The organism is Streptomyces sp. BF23-19 (genome assembly GCF_041106355.1).
Taxonomy (GTDB): domain Bacteria; phylum Actinomycetota; class Actinomycetes; order Streptomycetales; family Streptomycetaceae; genus Streptomyces; species Streptomyces virginiae_A.
In genome coordinates, this window is the sequence record NZ_JBGBPT010000044.1 from 1 (window position 1) to 19920 (window position 19920).

16 protein-coding genes and 2 pseudogenes are annotated in these 19920 nt (G+C 72.6%); 11 read left to right on the top strand and 7 right to left on the bottom strand.

All coding sequences use genetic code 11. The features are described from left to right. Positions 1-128: 128 nt before the first annotated feature. Both AB8A24_RS23985 and AB8A24_RS23990 read left to right on the top strand, forming a co-directional pair. Positions 129-386, top strand: a pseudogene (locus tag AB8A24_RS23985) (transposase family protein); the annotation flags it as partial. Positions 387-650: 264 nt separating this feature from the next. Beyond that, a pseudogene (locus tag AB8A24_RS23990) lies at positions 651-1280 on the top strand (class I SAM-dependent methyltransferase); the annotation flags it as partial. Here the strand turns inward: AB8A24_RS23990 and cas5 are convergent. Continuing rightward, positions 1259-1630: a CRISPR-associated protein Cas5 gene (gene cas5 / locus AB8A24_RS23995; RefSeq protein ID WP_369477654.1), complete on the bottom strand. Its 372-nt coding sequence runs from the start codon at positions 1628-1630 to the stop codon at positions 1259-1261. The pseudogene AB8A24_RS23990 and the gene cas5 overlap by 22 nt on opposite strands. A gap of 142 nt (positions 1631-1772) precedes the next feature. Continuing rightward, positions 1773-1967 (bottom strand): hypothetical protein, encoded by a 195-nt coding sequence (locus AB8A24_RS24000; RefSeq protein WP_369477627.1) that lies wholly within the window; start codon positions 1965-1967, stop codon positions 1773-1775. An 86-nt stretch (positions 1968-2053) separates the two neighbouring features. Here AB8A24_RS24000 and AB8A24_RS24005 point away from each other — a divergent pair, with 86 nt between their 5' ends. Beyond that, on the top strand, positions 2054-2422 hold the full coding sequence (locus tag AB8A24_RS24005) for a ferrous iron transport protein A (protein ID WP_369477628.1): 369 nt from the start codon (positions 2054-2056) through the stop codon (positions 2420-2422). A 66-nt stretch (positions 2423-2488) separates the two neighbouring features. Here AB8A24_RS24005 and AB8A24_RS24010 read toward each other — a convergent pair whose 3' ends face one another. Together AB8A24_RS24010 and AB8A24_RS24015 are read right to left on the bottom strand one after the other, a co-directional pair. Further along, complete coding sequence (locus AB8A24_RS24010) at positions 2489-4162, bottom strand: class I adenylate-forming enzyme family protein (protein WP_328960695.1); 1674 nt, start codon at positions 4160-4162, stop codon at positions 2489-2491. Next, a complete protein-coding gene (locus tag AB8A24_RS24015) occupies positions 4159-5982 on the bottom strand; it encodes a CoA transferase (protein ID WP_369477629.1) in 1824 nt (607 codons plus the stop codon). The genes AB8A24_RS24010 and AB8A24_RS24015 overlap by 4 nt, the downstream gene beginning before the upstream one ends. A gap of 204 nt (positions 5983-6186) precedes the next feature. Here AB8A24_RS24015 and AB8A24_RS24020 point away from each other — a divergent pair, with 204 nt between their 5' ends. Next, on the top strand, positions 6187-7371 hold the full coding sequence (locus AB8A24_RS24020) for an acyl-CoA dehydrogenase family protein (RefSeq protein ID WP_369477630.1): 1185 nt from the start codon (positions 6187-6189) through the stop codon (positions 7369-7371). A gap of 4 nt (positions 7372-7375) precedes the next feature. Here the strand turns inward: AB8A24_RS24020 and AB8A24_RS24025 are convergent, their stop codons facing one another. After that, on the bottom strand, positions 7376-8479 hold the full coding sequence (locus tag AB8A24_RS24025) for a sugar ABC transporter permease (RefSeq protein ID WP_369477631.1): 1104 nt from the start codon (positions 8477-8479) through the stop codon (positions 7376-7378). Beyond that, positions 8476-9594, bottom strand: a complete 1119-nt coding sequence (locus tag AB8A24_RS24030) for an MFS transporter (RefSeq protein ID WP_328965795.1) — start codon at positions 9592-9594, stop codon at positions 8476-8478. The genes AB8A24_RS24025 and AB8A24_RS24030 overlap by 4 nt, the downstream gene beginning before the upstream one ends. A 339-nt stretch (positions 9595-9933) precedes the next feature. Between AB8A24_RS24030 and AB8A24_RS24035 the strand changes: the two genes are divergently transcribed. From AB8A24_RS24035 to AB8A24_RS24050, 4 genes are all read left to right on the top strand, one after another. Continuing rightward, positions 9934-10662 carry a hypothetical protein gene (locus tag AB8A24_RS24035; RefSeq protein ID WP_369477632.1) on the top strand — a complete coding sequence of 243 codons (729 nt, stop codon included), beginning with the start codon at positions 9934-9936 and terminating at the stop codon, positions 10660-10662. Between the two features lie 156 nt (positions 10663-10818). After that, positions 10819-11517 (top strand): sigma-70 family RNA polymerase sigma factor, encoded by a 699-nt coding sequence (locus tag AB8A24_RS24040; RefSeq protein ID WP_328960700.1) that lies wholly within the window; start codon positions 10819-10821, stop codon positions 11515-11517. Positions 11518-12026: 509 nt separating this feature from the next. After that, entirely contained in the window at positions 12027-12665 is a 639-nt protein-coding gene (locus AB8A24_RS24045; protein ID WP_266376739.1) for a DUF4142 domain-containing protein, read from the top strand. 9 nt (positions 12666-12674) lie between these two features. After that, a complete protein-coding gene (locus tag AB8A24_RS24050) occupies positions 12675-14048 on the top strand; it encodes a DUF1996 domain-containing protein (RefSeq protein WP_328960701.1) in 1374 nt (457 codons plus the stop codon). Positions 14049-14490: 442 nt separating this feature from the next. Here AB8A24_RS24050 and AB8A24_RS24055 read toward each other — a convergent pair whose 3' ends face one another. After that, positions 14491-15654, bottom strand: coding sequence for a helix-turn-helix domain-containing protein (locus AB8A24_RS24055; RefSeq protein ID WP_369477633.1), 1164 nt, complete (start codon positions 15652-15654; stop codon positions 14491-14493). Positions 15655-16288: 634 nt separating this feature from the next. On the opposite strand from AB8A24_RS24055, the gene AB8A24_RS24060 reads away from it, so the two are divergent. The 3 genes from AB8A24_RS24060 to AB8A24_RS24070 all read left to right on the top strand — a co-directional run bounded on the left by AB8A24_RS24060 (position 16289) and on the right by AB8A24_RS24070 (position 19848). Further along, the gene (locus tag AB8A24_RS24060; RefSeq protein WP_328960703.1) at positions 16289-17281 is read left to right on the top strand and encodes a hypothetical protein; all 993 of its coding nucleotides are present in this window, start codon (positions 16289-16291) and stop codon (positions 17279-17281) included. Next, a complete protein-coding gene (locus AB8A24_RS24065) occupies positions 17278-18729 on the top strand; it encodes an NADH-ubiquinone oxidoreductase-F iron-sulfur binding region domain-containing protein (RefSeq protein WP_328960704.1) in 1452 nt (483 codons plus the stop codon). The genes AB8A24_RS24060 and AB8A24_RS24065 overlap by 4 nt, the downstream gene beginning before the upstream one ends. A gap of 132 nt (positions 18730-18861) precedes the next feature. Beyond that, entirely contained in the window at positions 18862-19848 is a 987-nt protein-coding gene (locus AB8A24_RS24070; RefSeq protein ID WP_369477655.1) for an SCO0930 family lipoprotein, read from the top strand. The last annotated feature ends 72 nt before the right edge of the window (positions 19849-19920 follow it).

The window sequence follows — 19920 nt, forward strand, 5'->3', positions numbered from 1 at the left end:
CGCAGCGGTGGACGGCGTGCATCGTCACTTCGGCAGCCTGCACGAAGCGGTCCGCGACATCCTCGCCTTCGCCTCCGGGCCCCTCCCTCACAGGTTGGAGGGATCGGCCGCAGTGCAATGATCTTGCTGTGGCTGGTGTGATCACGGCGTCGGAGCAGTCCCGGATCGTCCCGTTCACCGGCTGAGCCCGCGCCGGTTCACGAAACTGGTCACGGCACTGCGTCGTACGGAAGTCGATGCCACCCGCCCGGGCCGGCCGTGAAGCCCGCCGCTCGCAGACAGAGCACTGCTGGTCACGGCTTACTGGCGCACGAACGTGGCAACGCGCCAACTCGCCCAGCTGTTCGGCATATCCGAACGCCGACCGCATCATCGATCACCTCGGTCCGGCTCCTGGCACCGCAGACGACGTTCGCCCTGTAGCGCCGCTGGAAGTTCTGTCGAAATGGCCTTCCGGCGCGGCCGAGGGTGGTCCTTTCCTGGCCTCAGAGGGGTGCTTGGGCGGACGCGGAGTCGGGGTCTGCAGTGGGTCCCTTCACTGCCCGCTCCGGAGGGCTGCAGGAGCCCGCTCCAGCCATCACGATATGCCGTCTGACCTGGCCTTTCATCCCCATCATTCTTATGATCGAGCTCGATCGAAGGAGGGTCGGATGGACCGGACCGTACGCACTGTCGAGGACGTTCTCGCGCTATTGGACGGGCTCTTCACATCTGAATCCGAGACCGGCCGCTTGGCGACGGGCGACGGAAAGGGCTTCTGGGACCGCTTCTATGCCGACCGGTCAAGGCCCGTCCCGTTCTTCGTGTCCAAGCCGGACGAGAACCTGGCCGCCTACCTCGACCGGGGCCTGATCGCTCCCGGTCGGGTCCTGGACCTGGGGTGCGGGCCGGGTCGCAATGCTCTGTACCTCGCATCGCGCGGTTTCGAGGTGGACGCCGTCGACCTCTCTCCGGTTGCCGTCGCCTGGGGCGAGGACCGGGCCCACGAGGCTGGAGTCGACATCCGATTCCTGTGCGGTGACGCTTTCGCCCTCCCCGTCACCGAGTTGAGCGGCCCGTACGACCTGGTCGTCGACTCAGGGTGCTTCCATCACCTGACGCCACACCGCCGCGTCAGCTACCTGGCCCTCCTCGACCGCGTCCTCGCACCTGGCGGCCATCTCGCACTCACCAGCTTCGCCGCCGGCGAGGCGGGAATGGGGTCGGAACTCACCGACGCGGACTTCTACCGTGAACGCGAGTTGCAGGGCGGTCTCGCCTACACACCCGAATCGCTGCGCCGGATCTTCTCCGACCTGGTAGAGGTCGAACTGCGCCGCATGCGTGAGGAACCACCTGAGTCAGCACTGTTCGGCGTGACGTTCCTGTGGACCGCGTTGTTCCGCCGGACGATGTAGCGGCGGATCAGGCCTCCCCTGGCCTCGGCCCGGTCCGCGACCCGGCGGCACGGGCTCGACGGCGTGGCCGTAGCTCCCGCCCAGGGCCGGCCGAGTGCGCAGGCCAGGAGCCCGAGGACGCCGGAGAGGGTGGGGAACGCGGCGGTGTCGCGCTCGTTGAAGTGACTGTGCGTGCCCCACGACTGGAGAGGTCCGGTCAGGCGCAGGAGCAGGCCCTCACCATGTGTGCACAGCGGTGGCGGGTCCTCGGGTGTGGTGGGTAGGACGTTCTCCGACAGGTGGAGGGAGACGCGCTCACCGATGCGGCGGGTACGCGGGGCGGCCTGGTCGATGTGGCGTTCGAAGTCGGTGCGTGCTGCCCGCTTCCAGGACTGGCTATTTCGGCCTTGGTGGATGCTGTGCGCGCAGGAACTCGCGGTCGGCGCCGAACAGACCGAAGGCGCTCACCAGCTCGTACCAGCCCTGGTCGGCGCGCTCGACGAGGCGCGGCGCGTCGTGGTCGAGGTAGGCGTCACGCCGGCCCGGCCCGGGGCCGCAGCTGACCGCCATGCCTATGGCGAACGCCGGCAACGCATGCTCCGGAACCCCGAACCGGGCCCGGAGCGGTCGTCCGTTAACCGGTGGCGTCGGCGGCCGTGCGCGGGGAGGGTGGGTGCATGGCTGCTTCCTCCTCCTCTTCCCCTTCTTCCTCCTCGCCTTCCTCCGACGCGGCGAACACCCGTGACCGGGCGGCCGTCGAGCAGTTGATGGGGCGGGCGTTGCCACAGGAGTGGCCGTCCGCCGCGCTGCCCGCGGGCAGTCGGGTCGTCGTGGTCCGTGATCCGGGCTGGGACGGGCCCTGGCGGAACGAGTTCCTGGGAACGATCGACGGCATGGGCGCGCCCGAGCCCGTCGAGCGCCCTCGTGCGCGGGCCGGCGAACTGGCCTACTGGGTCACCTTCGACGAGCCGCAGTACGACGGTGACGGGGACGGCCCGTACCGCAAGGCCTTCATCTGGGACCGGTACCTGCGGCCCGCCCCGTGAGGCGGGCTTCGTCCGTCCGGTGGGGCCCGGCGGCAGGAGCCTGCCCGCCGGGCCCGGCCCCGTCCCTCAGCCCGCCTGGGCGAGCGGCGGAGCCGCCGCGCCGGTCGACGCGAGGCGCTCGCGCAGGGCCGCGCGGTCCGGTTTGCCGGCCGCCGTCAGCGGCAGCTCGGCGATCAGGAGCAGCCGCTCGGGGTGCTTGTTCCGTTCCAGCCCGCGCCGGATGAGGTGTTCGCCGAGCGAGGCGAGGGTGAGGGGCTGCCCGCCGCGCGGCACCACGCAGGCCGCCAACCGCTCCCCCATCAACGGGTCCGGGACGCCGACGCAGGCCACGTCGCGGACCTGCGGGTGCGCGGTGAGTTCGCGTTCCACCTCCGCCGGGCTGATGTTGGCGCCGCCGCGGATGACGATGTCCTTGAGGCGGCCGACGATGTGCAGGACGCTGTCGGAGTCGAGGTACCCGAGGTCACCGGTGCGGACCCAGCCGTCGGGCGTACGGTAACGGGCGTCCAGGTCGGGCGCGCCCACGTAGCACAGCGGGGTCATCGGGCCGCGCGAGATGATCTCGCCGACGGCGCCGTCGGGCAGCGGTTCGTGCGTGTCCGGGTCGGCGATGCGGATCTCGGCGACGCGGGGGTCGGGATGGCCGGCGACGACCCCGGATCCGTCGGTGGGCGGCACCGTGTTGGCGAGCCCGGTGTGGCAGTTGACGCCGTCGGCGGAGCCGTACAGGTTCACCACGGGGCAGCCGAAGGCCTTGGCCGCGGCGGCCGCGGTGGTCTCGTCGAGCGGCGCGCCGCCGAGGACCAGTGCGGTGGGGGCGGGCAGCTCCTCGTCCGTCCCGTCGAGGCGTTCGAGCATCATGCGGACCATCGTGGGTACGCCGAGGATGTGCGTCGGCCGGTGTGCGCGCACCGCCTCGATCGCCGCTTGCGGGGTGAAGTGGTCCAGCAGGACGAGGGTGCCGCCGTGCCGGGCCAGGGTGACGGCGGTGCCGTTGGACCCGAAGGCGGAGGCCAGCGGTACGAGGAACAGGCAGCTCGGCGGGGTGCGGTCCGGGATGAGGGAGGCGAGGAAGTTCCCGCGTCCGCCGGCCAGCGCGTTGTGGGAGTACGCGATCATCTTCGGCTCGGCCTCGGAGCCCGAGGACACCAGGATGCGTGCGGCGCTGTCGGGGTCGGGCCGGGCGGGGACGAATCCGCTGGGGTCGGACCGCAGCAGCCCTGACAGGTGAATCGTTCCTTCGGGCGCGACCGGCCCCGCCGCGATGACGTGGCGCAGGTTCGGGAGCGACCCGGCGAGCGTGCTCAGGTCGGCCGCGTGCCGGAACTCCCGGTGCTCGGTGGCCGCGATGACGGCGACGGCCTCGGCGCGGCGCAGCAGGCACTCGGCTTCGAGGACGCCCCGGCCCACCGGGAACGGGAGCGCGATCGCGCCGAGCGCGGCGAGCGCCAGATCGGCGATGACGGCGAAGCGGTTGTTGGGGAGTTGCACTCCGACCACGTCGCCCGGGCCGATCCCGAGTTCCCGCAGGCCGGTGGCCAGACATCGGACCTTGCGGTCCAGCGCGGTGTAGCAGAGCTTGCCCTTGGCGTCGAGGACGGCCGTGCGGTGCAGGTCGGCGATCTGGCGGGCCCGGAAGAGGCTGTAGAGGTCGAGGTCGGGGCAGGTCCCGTCGACCACCCAGGACCGGCGGAGTTCGGCGGGCAGCAGGTCGTGCAGGACGAGCCTGTCGGCGGTCATACGAAGCTCCAGGGGTCGGGGACTGCGGGGGCGCCGTGCGCGTCGCGGCTGATCGAGCCGCTGAAGCGCGGATCGTGGTGCAGGTCGGACAGCTCGGTGGTGACCGCGGTCGCGCTCAACCCGTGCTCGTGCAGCCGGGCCAGGGCCTCGGTCGTGGACAGGCCGACCAGGTCGTGGAGGGCCGCGGGGTGGGCGTCGGCGTCGGCCGGCGCGAGCCAACCGTCCGCCGTCGGCAGCGGGAGTCGGAATCCGGCCGGCCGCCGGGGGTTCTCGCCGCGGGCCGCCCTGCGCAGGGCGGGGGCGGTCAGTGTGTCCGCCGCGCCGAGCAGGGAGGAGTCCACCCGCACGCCGTGGCCGGTGCGTTCGCGCAGCAGCAGCCCGGCAAGGACGGCCTCGGCGCCGAGCAGTCCGCCCAGTACGTCGAGCAGGGTCATCAGCGAGGGCGCCGGGGCCTCGCCCTCGGGGCGGACGGCCTCGCCGACGCCCGTACGGGCCTGGACCATGAAGTCGGTGCCCATGGGAGCGTCCTCGATCCGGTCGGCCCAGCCGCTGGTGTACGCGTAGACGAGCGCGGGATTGACCCGTGCGAGGTCCGCGCCGTCCAGGCCGAGCTCCGCTGCCTTGCCCGGCGCCCAGTTGTGCAGGAAGACGTCGGCCCCGGCGGCCAGCTCCCGCAGCCGCCGGCGGTCGGCCTCGCTCTTGATGTCGATCTCGACGGCCCGCTTGCCCCGGTTGAGGGCGAGCCAGCGCGCCGAGATCCCGGAGCAGGCCGGGGGCATGCCGCGCAGCGGGTCGCCGCCCGGCGGCTCGATCCGGATCACGTCGGCGCCGAGGAGCCCGAGCAGATGCGCGGCGAGCGGTGCCTGGATGCGGCGGCCCGCCTCCAGTACGGTCAGCCCGGCCAGCGGCCCGCCGGAGTGTGCCGCGCCGGGCAGCCGGTGCGACCGGGCGGTGAGACGTCCGGTGGCCGACGGGGCCAGGGACCAGGGGGCGGCGCCGTCGTGTTCCGCCGCCCGTTCGGCGAGCGGGCGCAGGGCGCACACCTCGGTGCCGTAGGCGGCCGCGGCCCGGCGGATCCGTTCCCAGGAGTGGGCCCGGGCCGTGAGGTGGAGGGCCACCGGGAAGGGGGCGCAGGCGGTGGCGTAGCGGAACTGGAAGGGCCGCCAGCCGGCCCGCAGGGCGTCCGCGGGCGCCTCGAGTGCCTTCCAGAAGGCCGCCCAGGCTCCCGGGTCGAGTGTCTCCAGTTCGAAGAGGACACCGTCGGCCGAGGTGAACGGAGGTCCTCCGGGCGCGAGTTCGGCGGCCTCGCCCTCGTCGGCCCCGGCGGCGGCGAGGTACTGGGAGACCGCGAGCAGGCCCGCCCGGTCCGCACCGGTGGTGACCGCGCGGGCGGCGCCGCCACGGGCCTGGCCCACGAGCGTCGCGAGCAGCCCTTGCACGGCCAGGACCCCGGTGGCGGTGGCCGCGTAGTCGACGCCGAGGCCGCGCGGGCCGCCGTCGCGCCGGCCGTGCACGGCCATGATGCCGGTGGCGGCCTGCACCGTGGCCTCGTCGGTGAGCCCGCTCGCGGGATCCGCCCAGGTGGCGGTCGCGTGCGCCGGGTCGAAACCGCCGCCCGTGAGCGTGGTGCCGCCGGTGGGCGAGCCATCGGTGCCGGCGGCGGTGCCGGTGGAGGCGCCCTCGTGTGCGGGGCGGTCCGTCCGTGCGCCGAGCAGCCTCAGGTGGTCGGCGATGACGCTCGTGATCTGCGGGGGCCCCGAGGTGTCGAAGCGCAGTGTGTCGAGCGGCCGGACCGTCTGCGTGGTTGCTGGTGACGCCATGCCTCTCCTCTCCTGGCGCGGCGGTGGCCTGCGCCCGGGTCTTGCCGAATGTGGGGAACCCGGGAGCGTCCGCACCCGACCAGTTCCACGGACAGGGAGTCGGTCGGCCGTTCCCTCGAGTTCCCGGGAATGAGGAGGAAAGAAGTGACGGATCCAGGCACGGACCACAACTCGGACGCACAACGGACCGCAGGAGCAGCTGAGATGAGGGGGCGCATCGACCGGTTCGTCCGATCCCGGGTGATCCCCCGGGAGGCGCTGCTGGACGGCGGTGGGCCCGCGGCGGCCGAGGCACTGGCCGAACTACGCGGCCAGGCACAGGAAGAGGGCCTGTGGGCGCTGCCGCTCCCCGAGGAACTGGGCGGCGGCGGGCTCGGGTTCCGCGCGTACGCCGAACTGGCCGAGGTGGAGGGGGCCAGTGACCACGGTCCGGCCGCGCTGGGATCCGCCCCGCTGCTCGACGTGACGATGCTGGCGCGACACGGGGGGACCGCGGTCCGCGAGGCGTACCTGAAGCGGCTGGTCGCCGGGGAGATACGGACCTGTTACGCCATGACCGAGCCGGACGTCCCCGGCACCGATCCCTTCCGGACCGGTACCCGGGCGGAGCGCGGGCCGGACGGCAGTTGGGTGGTCACCGGCCGCAAGTGGTTCACCTCGGGCGTCGCGGGCGCCGACCTGGTGACGGTCATGGCCCGCACCGGCGGGGCCCCCGGCGATCGCGAGGGGCTGTCGCTGCTGCTCGTGCCCACCGCGTCGGCCGGGTTCCGCGTCGTACGCGAACTGCCCGTCCTCGGTACGGGCGGCCAGTACGAGATCGAATTCGCCCGGGTACGGGTCCCGGCCGACCATCTCCTCGGCGAGCCCGGGGACGCGCTCACCATCGCCGGTGAGCGGCTGCGGCTCGGCCGTACGCTGCGCTGCCTGCGCTGGCTCGGCCAGGCCCAACGGGCCTTCGACCTCATGTGTGAGCGGGCCGCCACCCGCCACGGGTCCCGAGGGCCCCTCGCCGACCAGCAGCTGATCCAGAGTCACGTCTTCGACGCGCTGCTCGCCCTGCGCACCACCCGCCCCTTGGTGCACGAGGCGGTGGCGCTGATCGACGCCGGGCGGGACGCGCGGACGGAGGTGGGGCTCGCCAAGGTCGCCGCCGCGCGCATGCTCCAGCAGGTCGCGGACTCCGCCATCCAGGTCCACGGCGCCGCCGGTCTCGGCCCGGACACCCCGCTGCCCGGACTCTTCCGCACGGGCCGGGCCGCCCGCGTCCTCGACGGCCCGGACGAGCTGCACATCTCCTCGGTGGCCCGCCGGGTCCTGCGCGGGTACGGGCGGGACGGCAGCGGCAGCGGCCGAAGCAGCGGCAGCGGCAGCGGCAGCGGCCCGGAGTGAACCGCTACACGCGGGTGATGTCGACGACCCCGTGCACGGCGGCGAGGCCGAGCGCCAGGAAGAAGTCGCCCCAGACGAGCTCGTGCCGGACGGCCAGCCCCTTCCCCGCGTCGTAGCAGCCGTCCAGCAGCATCCCGGGCGGTCGCCCGGAGCCCGGTCCGGTGACGTGGCCCTCCGCGAGCCGGCGGAGGATCGCCTCGGCCCGGTACGCGTACCCGGCCGCCCGGGGGCCGGGCACCCGGGCGAGTTTCAGCAGGGCGACGGCCGTGATCGCGGCGGCCGAGGTGTCGAGCGGCCCGTCCGGGCGGCCGGCGTCGGCCGGCGGGACGAGTCCGGCGGCCGGGAACTCGCCGCCCGCCGGCAGGAGTTGACCCACCAGGAGGTCCGCCGCTCCGCCGAGCCGGGCGGCCGGGCCGGGTAGGGCCAGGTCCGGGCGCAGCAGGGCGTCGGCCACCGCCAGGAGCAACCAGGCGCGGCCCCGGCTCCAGCCCGGCGGCGGGTCCGGGCAGGGCTGCCAGCCCGCGACCGCGTCGAAGGTCAGGGCAGGAATCAGCGCTCCGGGGTTCGCGGCGAGGCAGAGTTCGAGGTGGCGGTGGAGGTGGGCCGCGGCCACGGCGGCGCCCTGCGGTCCGGCTCCGGCCAGCAGGGGTACGGTCCCCGGCACGCCGTCCACGCGGGCGAGCAGACGGGGCCCGCCGAGCGCGTCCCCCCAGGGTACGAGCCCGAGTTCGCGGTCGTAGGCCGACAGCACGGCCCGTGCGCCGAGGCCCTGGAGCTCGGTGGCCCCGGCCTCGTCCCCGGCCGGAGCGGTCCCGTACCAGAGGATCAGGCCGCGGGTGGCGGTGTCGGCGCGCACCCACGGTGCGAGCCGGGCCGTGCACGCGGCGGCTGCGCGCCGGTCGGCGGCGTCGCCGGTGTACCGGGCCCGCAGCCACAGCAGCCCGGCCCAGAACCCGCCGGTCCACGAACCGCGGCCGGTGGTCGTCCACCGGCCGTCGGCCGGCTCGGCGTACAGCGGGAAGCGCGGGCCGACCTCCTCGGCGGTCACCGCCACCCGTGCCATGACGGACTCGAGGGCCGGGCCGAGCCCGGCGCCGCCCGCGCTCATGCCACGCCCGCCCGCCGGTCCCGTACGGCCCACAGGACCGCGACGGCCGCCGCCGCCGCGAACTCCGCCGCGACCAGCAGCCAGCCCGGCCCGTACCGGCCGCTCTGCGCGAGCAGGCCGAAGAGGGGCGGGCCCACCGCGAATCCGCCGAAGAACCCGGCCGCGACCAGCGCCGAGTCCTGTCCGGCGCGGCCGGGGGCGGCCCGTTGCATGACCAGCACCATCGAGACGGCGTTGCCGGAGACGGCGAAGACGCCGACGGCGATCGCGCCGACCCACACCAGCGGGGCGGCCAGCAGGGCCGCCGCCAGCAGGACCGCCGCGCACAGCGCCCCGCAGGCCAGCCACCCCGGGAGCCACTCGGCCCGCCCGGGCCGGGCGGCCTTCGACCATCCGACCCGGCCCGCGATCCCCGCGACGCCGAGTACGGCGACCAGGGCGGCCGCCGCCGTCGGGCCCATACCCAGGCGCTGCGCGCCGAAGAGGGCGAGGTAGGTGTTGACCGAGGCGATGCCGGCGCCGAGGAACAGCGAGAACACCGCGAGCCAGGCCACCATCCCCCGCGGTACGAGCGCCGTACGGGGCCCCGCGGGCGGCGGGGCGGGGTCGGCGGGCAGGACGCGTAGCGCCCACAGCCCGGCGAGCAGGGCGGCGCCGGCGCCGGTCCAGACGGCGCCCCGCCAGCCGATGCCGCCCGCGAGCAGCGCGAGCGGCAGTCCGGCCGCGAAGGCGCCGAGCTGGACCCCGGACTGCTTGAGCCCGGTCACCGCACCCCGCCGGGCGGGCGGGACGGCGCGCAGCACGGCCTTGTTGGTGGCCGGGTTGGCCAGCGCCTGGGGTACGCCGCCCAGGGCGACGGCACCGAGCAGCAGACCGGCGCCGGGCGCGGCGCCGATCAGGGAGAGGGCCGCGGCGGAGAGGATCAGCAGGACCACCAGGGAGCGTCGCGGTCCGATCCGGTCGACGATCCGGCCGCCCGCCGGGGACAGGACGGCGGCGGTCCCGAAGCCGATCGTGGTCGTCAGCCCCAGTACGGCCGGGGACACGCCGAGTTCGGTGACCAGGCGCGGGCCCAGCGCCCCGAGGAGGAACAGCTGCAGCATCGAGAACGCCATGGCGCAGGTGAGCAACGCGGTCAACTGCCGCCCGGCGCCCGCGTCCTGCTGCGTCGGCGAGGCGGTCGCCGCGCTCGCCGCCGTCGCCCTCGCCGTCCCTCTCTCCGGCAGCCTCGCCGCCCCTTCCGCCGTCACGAAGTCTCCCTTCCCAGGACGTTGAACTCTTCGACCGAGCGGGTAGGCAGTCGGATGGAGCGGCGGGCAGGTTCCCTCCCTCCGTTGTGCCCTGCACCACACGAGGCGGGCGACCCGGCCCTGACAGGCCGGGACGCGGGAACTTGTCCGGAAGTGCGCACCCTGATGTGCGGCTCGGGAGGCCGGTGCAAGGATGAGCCCTCCATGAACCCGGTCCGCTGTTTGCGAGCGCTACGGGCTGCGATGTTCGCAGCCCTATGTGTGCTGCTCGCGGCGACCGGACACCTGCTCATGTCCGGTGCGCCGGTGCCCTGGTGGGCCTTGTCCGTCGCCTTCCCCGGCACTGCGGCGACGGCCTGGGCCCTGGCGGAACGTGAACGCGGGCTGCTCGCCGTGACGACGGCGGCCGTCGCCGTCCAGGCGGTGCTCCACGCCGGTTTCACTCTGTCCCAGTCACTCGTCGGGCCGGCAGCGCCGACCGGATCCGGGCAGATGTCCTCGATGGCGCCGATGGCGGGGATGGCGCGGCCGCCCGGCGTCGGGATGCCGGCGGCCACCGCCCACACGCACCACGCCATGCACGGGGCGACGGACACCGCGTCCGCCATGACCGGTGCGACCGGCGTGTCACTGTCGGCCGGTGTGCACGAGGCGGGCGCCATGTCTGCGGCCGGCATGCTGGCCGCGCACCTGCTGGCCGCCGTGCTGTGCGGGCTGTGGCTCGCCCACGGCGAGCGGGCCGTCTTCCGCGTGGTGCGCGCCGTCGCCGGGCGCCTGTGGACTCCGCTGCGGCTGCTGCTCCGTACGGCGGTGCCCGCGCACCGGCCGCCCGTCCGCATCCGCCGCCGGCGCCGAAGCCGCGCGCCGCGCCGGCTCTTCCTCGTCCACGCCATCACCTCGCGGGGTCCGCCGGCGGGAACCGCTGTCCTCTGACAGCTGGTTCCCCGAGCCGCGTCCGCGACCGCTTTCGCACCCGCACACCGCGCCTCGGGCCTCGGGCCTCGGCCATGCCTTCCGGCGTGCCGCACCCCTCACCGGCCCCGCCGCTCGTGGCGCCGGACTCCCTTTGCCCGTAAGGACCTTGTGGCGATGACTGCTGCCCTGACGACCCCCTCCATCACCTCTTCCTGTACCGCCGGCGACCGGCCGGCCCGGCGCACCCCCGACTCCGACGCGGCGGTGACCCGGCTGGCGCTGGACGCCCGCGACGGCGATCCCGTGAAGACCGACCGGTTCGTGCGCGCGCTCCACCGCGACGTCTGGCGCTACGTGGCCTACCTCAGCGCCGACACCCAGGCGGCCGACGACCTCACCCAGGACGTCTTCCTCCGTGCGCTGGCGAGCCTGCCCCGGTTCGAGGGCCGTTCCTCGGCGCGTACCTGGCTGCTGTCCATAGCCCGTCGCACGGTCGTGGACAGCCTGCGCCACGCGGCCGCCCGGCCCAGACTCTCGGACCGCTGCGACTGGCAGACGGCGGCCGAGCAGACCCAGCCGTACGACGTGCCGGGCTTCGAGGACGGCGTCGCCCTGGCGGAACTTCTCGCCGTGATCCCGTCCGAGCGTCGGGAGGCCCTGGTCCTGACCCAGTTGCTGGGCCTGTCGTACGCCGAGGCGGCCACGGCCGTCGGCTGCCCCATCGGAACGGTGCGCTCCCGGGTCGCCCGCGCCCGTACCTCGCTGATCGCGCTCCTGACGGACACCCGGACGACCGAGCCGGCGCCGGAGCCCCCGGCGCCGCGGCACGATCGGGCCGGAGAGCGGATGCTCACCGCGGCGGCGCTCGCCTGAGCCGGTAGGCGCGCGAGCGGACGTATTCATAGGAGAGGGAGGGCTGCGGGCGCCGTGTGCGCCCGCAGCCCTCCCACGTCACGCCTACGCGACGAACAGGCTTACCTGGTACGGAAGTTGTGGTGACGGTTCCACACGCCGACGGGTGAGCCGCTGAGGCCTTCGAGCGGTCCGTGCGAGGCATGGCGGGCACGCGGGAAGACCATGGCGGCATGCGGGCAGGGCCGGACGGCACGTGGGCATGACGGGGTAAGACGGCACCACGCGGCCGAACGTGCGGGCGCGCCGCAAGATATCAGCCTTCCGCGGAGTCGCCGGGATGTTTGTCCGATGGTGATGTCCTACGGCCTCGGCGCCGCGCCCGGCACTAGCGTCCCGTGACACCCCGGGAATGCGGGTGCGCACCGCACAGTTCGTGCGGACCCTCCTGCCCCGCCACCCCCTCCCGGCCCTTGGAGCGAGGAGGCACAGTGCCGTCATTGCGGCGGAGATCCATCAGCAGTTTGTCGGTGGCCACGCGATACACGATCGGAAGCGGCCTGGTCATCACCGCCCTTGCCCTCACCCTGATCGCGCTTCTGATACCCGTGGACAGCTTCGGCAGCCGACCCGCGGCCGCCGTTGCGGGTCCGGCGGGCGACGACGACGGCGGCGGAACGTTGAGCACGGCCTACGGACCGCTGACCGCCGCGGACCGGGACTTCATCCGTAAGGTCCGGCTCGCCGGGCTCTGGGAGCTGCCGGCAGGCCGCCAGGCCCAGCAGCGCGGTTCGAAACCCGCGATCAAGACGGCCGGTCAGCACCTCATCGACGGCCACACCGAGCTGGACCGACAGGTCATCCAGGTCGGCCAGGCCCTCGGTGTCGATCTGCCCAACCAGCCGTCCGCACAGCAGCAGGACTGGCTGGGCCAGATGAACCGTGCACGCGGAGAGGAGTACGAGCGACTGTTCGTGCAGCTGCTGCGTCGCGCCCACGGAAAGGTGTTCGCGCTGCTGGCCGGGATTCGGGCCCAGACCCGCAACTCCATGGTCCGAGCCCTCGCCACGTCCGCCAACGCCACGGTTCTGGACCACATCACGGTCCTCGAAGACACCGGACTCGTCGACTTCGACGCGCTCTCTGACAATGTCCAACCGACGAAGTGAAGTGATCGCATGAGTAAAAAGGGACACAAACGCCCAAGGCTGTCGAACAAGGTCCTGGGCGTGATCTCCGCGCTCGTCCTGGGCGGTGGCGGGGTCGCCGTCGTCGCCGGGAACGCGTCCGCCGGCCAGAACGATCGGGCGATACAGACGATCGACTGCCCCGACGTGGGAGAGAAACTCACCGCGGTCCCCGACCAGGCCAAACCCGAGGTCGACGCGAACCTCGCCAAACTGGACGACCAGGTGGCCGACGCGTACAAGAAGCTCGCGGCCGGCCAGGCGAAGGGCAACGCCCTCCTCGGCGACCTGAAGCAGAAGCGCGACCAGACCATCAAGGGCATGAGCGACGCGATGGGCCGGGCGGGCCAACCTCCCGCGGACATCAAGTCGTTGAGCGCGTGCACGATGAAGGACGCACCCGCCGCGGACGCGGCCGACGCCAAGGTGGACGCCGCGAGCAAGGGCGAGCAGGGCGCGGTCGCCCAGGCCGCCGCGCAGAAGGGTGGTCCGTCGAAGAACGACTTCGTCAACATCACCAAGATCAAGCCGAACGTCCGCAATCCCCAGCAGGCGGGGAACGCCTCGAAGGGCTCCTTCACCTCGCAGTGCGGCCGCAACGAGAACGCCCACTTCAACCCCGACAACGTGATCGTCGCCCCCGGCGTCTCCAACGGCGCCCACCACATGCACGACTACGTGGGCAACAAGACCACCGACGCGTTCTCCACGAACGACAGCCTCGCCGCGTCCGGCACCACCTGCGGCAACGGGGACCAGTCCGCCTACTACTGGCCCGTGCTGCGCTTGCGTGACGGCAAGGTGGAGAAGGACGCCAAGGCCCCCGGCGGTGGCCAGGACGCCAATGTCGGCACCATCCTCAAGCCGAAGCAGGTCTCGATCACCTTCAAGGGCAGCCCCGTCGGCAAGGTCACGGCGATGCCCCGCTTCATGCGCATCATCACCGGTGACGCCAAGGCCTTCACCAACGGCAACGCCAACGCCAACGCCTCGTGGAGCTGCACGGGATTCGAGAACCGTCAGCTGAAGGACAAGTACCCGGTCTGCCCGAAGGGCAGTGACGTGGTGCGCACCTTCAATTTCCAGAACTGCTGGGACGGCAAGAACGTCGACAGCGCCAACCACCGGACGCACGTGGCCTTCGCGGACAAGAACGGCCGCTGCCCGAACGGCTTCAAGGCCATTCCGCAGCTGGTGATGCGCCTCACCTACGGGGTGGCGCCCGGTGCCCGGATCGCGGTGGACAGCTTCCCCGAGCAGCTCCACAAGCCGGCGACCGACCACGACGACTTCATCAACGTGATGTCGAACGGCCTGATGAACAAGGCCGTGAACTGCATCAACAACGGGCAGAACTGCCGCTGACCCCCGCAGCGGGGGCTCCCCCTCCGCTCCCGGGCCGGACGCCCTCTCCCCCATCCCCCGCGTCCGGCCAGGGCCAGGTGTTGGCCCGAAGCCGACTTCGGGCGAACACCGCACGTATATGTACGCCGCCGCCGAGTCCCGGCGGCGTACGCATGACACGAGAGCGGCCGGACGGCGTGCCCCCCACGGGCACGGCGCCGGCCGCACGGCGTGGCGCACGACACGACGCCGGCCGCACCGCGGGCCGCGACCGACGGCTCACCGCACCACACGGTGCCCGACCCGACGGCGTACCGCACGACACGGTGCCCGTACCGACGGCGTACCGCCCGACACGGCGCCCGACCCGGCGGCGCAGACAGGACATGACGGTCCAGTGACAGACACACGAAACAGCCCGGCCCGGCCCCGTGACAGGGGGCCGGGCCGGGCTGTTCGTGACTCAGAGGCCGTTGACGCGAGCCATTCGTCCGACAACCACGGGGGTGAAGTCGGCTTGGATGACGCGGGCGGCCCTGCGGCCCACCCGGGAGTGCTGACGCCGGACCTGGGCCATCAGCCGGCGGCTGCGCAGCGCCATCTCCAGCTCGAACCGGGTACGGGGGTCACGCAGGCCGGTCCCGAAGAGCTTCTCCAGCTGACGCATGCGGTACCGCACGGTCTGCGGGTGCACACTCAGCGCCTTGGCGGCCTCGGGGGCTCCGCCGCCCTCCAACCAGGCGAGCAGTGTCACCTCCAGGCGCTCGCTCTGGCGGGGGGTCAGGTCGGCCAGCGGTCGCAGCCACCGGGCGGCCAGCGCGTGGGCCAGGGGCTCGTCCTGAAGGAGCAACAGGGTCGAGAGGTGGTCGTCCACGAAGACGGGCCTGGCCTCCACACCGGGACGGGCCGGTGTCAGCGCGGCCAGGCGCAGGGCCCAGCGCAGCGAGGAGGCCGTGTCGCGCAGCGGTACGGCGTGTCCCACGGCCGCGAACCGGCCGCGCAACAGGTGTTCCAGCGGGGCGCGGGTGTCCGGTTCGGGACTGGGGACGAGCAGGCACGGACGGCCCGCGAACATGCCGACGAGGCAGTGGTCCAGTGCGGCGGCGAGCTGCTGGGTCTCGCCGGGCGTGGCGGGCACGATGGCCCGGACGGCGAGCGGGAGAGGCCAGCCGGCCGCCTCCGCGAGCTCGCTGAGGGACATCTCGGATGCGTCCCTGTCATCGGTGAGGGTCTTGAAGAGGTCGTGCCGCGCCCGATCGATCTCGCGGACGCCTTCGTGCCGAGCCTCGTGCCGGCTCTCCTGCCGGGCTTCGCGCAGGCCTTCGTTGCGTACTTCGCGCAGACCCTGACGATGCCCTTCGCGGAGGCCCTCGTCGCGGGCCTCGGTACGGGCCTCGTTGCGGGCCTCACGAAGACCTTCGTGCCGGCCCTCGTGCGTGACCTCGCACTCGTGCCTGGCCGCGATCCCGACTTCGATCTCGTGCTCGACCTTGCTGTCGAACTGGCTCTCGATCTTGACCTGGTTCTCGATCTCGTCCTCGCTCTCGGCCTGTTCATCATGCGCGTCCGGTGCTTGTTCCCGGGGCTGTTCCTGGTAGCCGAGGACGGTGAGGAGAGCCTCTTCCACCCGCTGCCGGAACAACTCGTCATCAATGGCATCGTTGTCATCGATAAGTGCGGAAAATTCCGGAATTCCATGCAGAAGCTCCTCCACTATCTCGGCGGCCAGCGAGGGCAGTTCCCTACGCAGGACGCGCGTCCACTCGCCACGTGGGCGGGACCAGATGCGGTTCAGAAGTTCACACATCGTTTTCCTCGTTCGTGCCGGGGTGAGGCTTGTCCGGGGAAGAGGCGACAAGCCCGCCGAGGTTGCCTCCGACGTCAACATCCTTGTCTGACGTAGAAGTTGCGGCCCTCGTACTCCCTCCTTGAGAGGTCCGACCACTTACGGTCCCGCCGTTTTACCTTGTTTTTACCGTCAGGGACGCGTAAGTGACGGGCGGCGCGGTGGCCTGTCGCAACCTCCGCTGGAGGGGAATCTTCCGGTGTTGTTCGATGCGTCGGAGACGCGGTGCGAGAAATTATCACGTTTCGATAAAACCTGTGGAGCTGCTGTGCAGCTCCACGATGCTGCTGCACTCCGGCCCCAAGTTCCCTCGGCCGGCGCGGAGTTTCACAGCGCTGCCGGGCACGACGACAACGACCCCCGGGTACCGAGCGCCAGGTGGAGTGCTCGGAGCCCAGGCGCACAGGAGAACTGGATGCCCCTGCCCCAGCCTCATCTGCCCAGCTCACACAGGGCCCGCCGCAAGAGCCGCCACGCTGTGGCCGCGGCTTCCGCGGCCGGACGGAGGGCCGTCCGGCGGCCCTCCCTCCTCCCCAGGGACGGCAGGCTGAGCCCCGGCGTGCTCTGCGCCGTCGGCGCGGCCATCGTGGCCGTCACCGTGGCCGCCCGAGCGGGCGCCTTTACCCAACTATGGGCGTTCCTCGACTTCGGGGCGGGCGTGCTCTCGCTCGTCTCGCTCACGGCCACCGTCCTATGGGGACTGGCCGCGACCGACCGGGTCATCCTCGGTTCGGGCCACCGGCTGCTCGCCCAGGGCGCGCACCGCGGCCTCGCCGTGTCAGGGCTCGGTTTCCTCGCCCTGCACATCTGGGTCAAGGTCGCGGGACAGCGCACGACCGCGACTTCCGCGCTCGTGCCGTTCACGGACGTCACGCGGCCCGTCCTGGTCGGGCTCGGCAGCCTGGCCGGATACCTCTTCATCGCGGTGGCCATCTCCGGTGCGGTGCGCAGCGTGTTCAACACCCGGCGCGGCTCCGCGTGGTGGCGGGCTCTGCACTTCGGCGCGTATCCGGCCTGGGGTGCCTCACTGGTGCACGGCCTGAAGTCGGGTCGCGCCGCCGACACCTGGGTCACGGTGGCCTACGGGCTCTGCCTGCTCGGCATCGTGGGCGTGCTCGTGCTCCGGGTCAGGACCCGGGTCCTCGACGCGGCCTCCCTTCCGCCCGTCCCCCAGCCCGTGGCACAGACTCCGATCAAGGGCGGCGTGCCCCGGCAGCGGCGCTCCTCGCGTCCGGCGGCGGCCGCCGTGACCGCGAGTTCGCCCCAACCGCCCCGGCCCGACCAACCGCCCCGGTTCGACCGGCCGCCCCAGCTCGACCAACCGCCGCGCACCGCCGTCTACTCACCGAGCCGCGCCGGCAGGGCCGCCGACGACGAGACGCTCATCAGCCGGGATCAGTGGCTGTGAGCGGCCTCCCACGCCCCAGCCTCGGCTGTGTGGGCGCGCCCCGGCTGCTGGCCGGGCTCGACCAGGCCGCGCGGCTCGACCGCGTGGCCCATTTGACGACACACGGCCAGATGCCCCGCTACCGGCCGGAGGAGCTCGTCGACCTCGCCGACAACATCGACCTCCGCGGTCGCGGCGGCGCGGGGTTCCCCTTCGCCAAGAAGCTGCGCGCCGTCATGCGCTCGGCGCGCGCCGGGGACGGACAGACCGCCGTCGTCGTCAACGGCAGTGAGGGAGAGCCGAGTTGCCTCAAGGACACCGCACTCCTGCTGCACACCCCCCATCTGGTGCTCGACGGCGCCCTGCTGGCCGCGGCCGCGTTGAACTCCGAGGACGTCGTGGTGGGCGTCACCCGGGGGGACGTGGAACAGTCGCTGCGGGAGGCCGTCGCGGAACGCGGCCCGGCGGGCCGCCGGGTGCAGATCACCCGGCTCCCCGAACGATTCGTCACCGGCGAGAGCACGGCGCACGTGAACGGTCTGAACGGCGGCCCGACGCTGCCTTCCGGACAGAAGGTGCGCACCAGTGACCGAGGCCTGAACGGGGTACCCACCCTGTTCTCCAACACCGAGACCTTCGCCCAGCTGGCCGTCGCCGCCCGGCTCGGCGCACTCGACTTCCGCGCGACCGGCCTGCCCAGCGAGCCGGGCACCATCATGCTGACCATCGCGGGCACCACGGCCGTCGAGACACCGAGCGGGGCCGCGCTCTCCTACATCCTGGAACTGTGCGGAACCGATCCGGGCCAGGGCGTGCTGGTCGGCGGCTATCACGGCAAATGGCTCGATCCGGCGTCCGCGCGCGCCGCCGAGATCTCCCGCGAGTCCCTCGACCGGCTCGGCGCGCGACTGGGGGCGGGGGCCGTGCTGCCGCTACCCATGGACACCTGCCCGGCCGGCGAAGTGGCACGCGTGACCCGCTGGATGGCGAAGGAGTCGGCCGGCCAGTGCGGCCCCTGCGTACGCGGGCTGCCCGCCATGGCCGACGTACTGGACGATGCCATTCGGGGTGGGGGAAGACCCGCCCTGGAGATGCTGGAGCTCCGTATGAAGGCGGTGCTCAAACGCGGCGCGTGCAGCCATCCGGACGGCACCTCGGCCTTCGTCGCCTCCGCGCTGCGCACCTTCCCCGACGAGTTCCGGGACCACGCGCTCGGCAGCGGCTGCGGCCGGCGGGTGCTGGGCGCCCTTCCGCTGCCCGAGGACGAGGAGAGTCCGGAGCGACTGTTGGTCGACTGGACCCTGTGCAAGGGCCACGGGCTGTGCGTGGACGTCCTGCCCGATGTGGTCCGCCTCGACCTGGACGGCTTCCCCGCGGAGGCGTCCATGGCCGTACCCCGCCAGTTGCGGCAGAAGGCGCAGCGCGCCGTGCGCCGCTGCCCGGCCCTCGCGCTGCGCATCCAGGACTGAACCAATGCGCCGGGTTCAATGTTGGCGCGATCTGACAAATTCCCGGTGATATCTGCTTCCGCCGCTCCGGGCCCCGTATCAATTACCGGGGGCAAGAAACGCGGAACCGAACCTGAAGGAGAGATCGTGAAGATGCGTCGTGAGATATTCGCCGGGTCGGCGGTCGCGGTACTGATGTTGACAACAGCCGCATGCGGAAGCTCCGACAATTACGGGGGAAAGGCCCCTGCGGTACAGCCGGTGGGCGACAGCAAACAGGTCGGATCCGGTTACGGCGACCCGTACGGAAGCGGTTCGGGAGCCGCCCCGGCGGGCGCCGCCGACAAGAGCGGCCCGGCCGGCGAGCTGAAGGTGAGCGAGATCCAGGGCCTGGGATCCGGGGTCACCGACAGCGCGGGCATCACGCTCTACCGGTTCGACAAGGACACGCCGAAGCCGCCCAAGTCCAACTGCGAGGGTGACTGCGCGGCGGCCTGGCCGGCGGTCGCCGCGAACGACGCCTCGGTCAGCGCGGGCATCGACTCGGCGCTCCTCGGTTCCGTCGAACGGTCCGACGGCACCAAGCAACTCACGCTCGCCGGATGGCCCGTGTACCGCTACGCGAAGGACGTCAAGGCCGGCGACGCGCTCGGCGAAGGCGTCGGCGGAACCTGGCACGTCCTGGGCCCGGGCGGGAAGCCGGCCGGGGCGGGCAAGGGCGCGGGAGCCGGGGCCGAGAAGGAGGAGAAGGAGGAGAAGCCGGCCGCCGAGGCGAAGGGCGGCGAGCTCACCGCCGTACAGAACCCGGAGCTCGGAACCCTCGTCGAGGACGCGGAGGGCAAGACGCTCTACCGGTTCGACAAGGACAGCGCCTGGCCGATGAAGATCGGCTGTGTGGACGCCTGCACGGACACCTGGAAGCCGGCCAAGCCCGTCGACAAGAACAAGGTAAGCGGAATCGCGCCTGAATTGATCGGAAAGGTGAAGCGGCCCGACGGGACCGAGCAATTGACGATCGACTGCTGGCCCGTTTACTCCTTTACCGGTGACAAGGAACCCGGAGACACCACGGGGCACAACAACAAGGGTCTCTGGTTCGCCATCACCGACAAGGGCAAGAAAGCGAAGGTCGTCGGCTAACTCCTGTTCGCGGCCCGCCGATCCGCCCCCGAAACGCGTGGTGCCCGGGTACCTCCCCGCCCGGGCGCCACG

Coding starts and splice junctions, on each gene's coding strand:
- AB8A24_RS24005 (WP_369477628.1), top strand. CDS start 2,054: ATGGCTGCTTCCTCCTCCTCTTCCCCTTCTTCCTCCTCGCCTTCCTCC.
- AB8A24_RS24010 (WP_328960695.1), bottom strand. CDS start 4,162: ATGACCGCCGACAGGCTCGTCCTGCACGACCTGCTGCCCGCCGAACTC.
- AB8A24_RS24015 (WP_369477629.1), bottom strand. CDS start 5,982: ATGGCGTCACCAGCAACCACGCAGACGGTCCGGCCGCTCGACACACTG.
- AB8A24_RS24020 (WP_369477630.1), top strand. CDS start 6,187: ATGAGGGGGCGCATCGACCGGTTCGTCCGATCCCGGGTGATCCCCCGG.
- AB8A24_RS24025 (WP_369477631.1), bottom strand. CDS start 8,479: ATGAGCGCGGGCGGCGCCGGGCTCGGCCCGGCCCTCGAGTCCGTCATG.
- AB8A24_RS24030 (WP_328965795.1), bottom strand. CDS start 9,594: ATGGCGTTCTCGATGCTGCAGCTGTTCCTCCTCGGGGCGCTGGGCCCG.
- AB8A24_RS24035 (WP_369477632.1), top strand. CDS start 9,934: ATGAACCCGGTCCGCTGTTTGCGAGCGCTACGGGCTGCGATGTTCGCA.
- AB8A24_RS24040 (WP_328960700.1), top strand. CDS start 10,819: ATGACTGCTGCCCTGACGACCCCCTCCATCACCTCTTCCTGTACCGCC.
- AB8A24_RS24050 (WP_328960701.1), top strand. CDS start 12,675: ATGAGTAAAAAGGGACACAAACGCCCAAGGCTGTCGAACAAGGTCCTG.
- AB8A24_RS24060 (WP_328960703.1), top strand. CDS start 16,289: ATGCCCCTGCCCCAGCCTCATCTGCCCAGCTCACACAGGGCCCGCCGC.
- AB8A24_RS24070 (WP_369477655.1), top strand. CDS start 18,862: ATGCGTCGTGAGATATTCGCCGGGTCGGCGGTCGCGGTACTGATGTTG.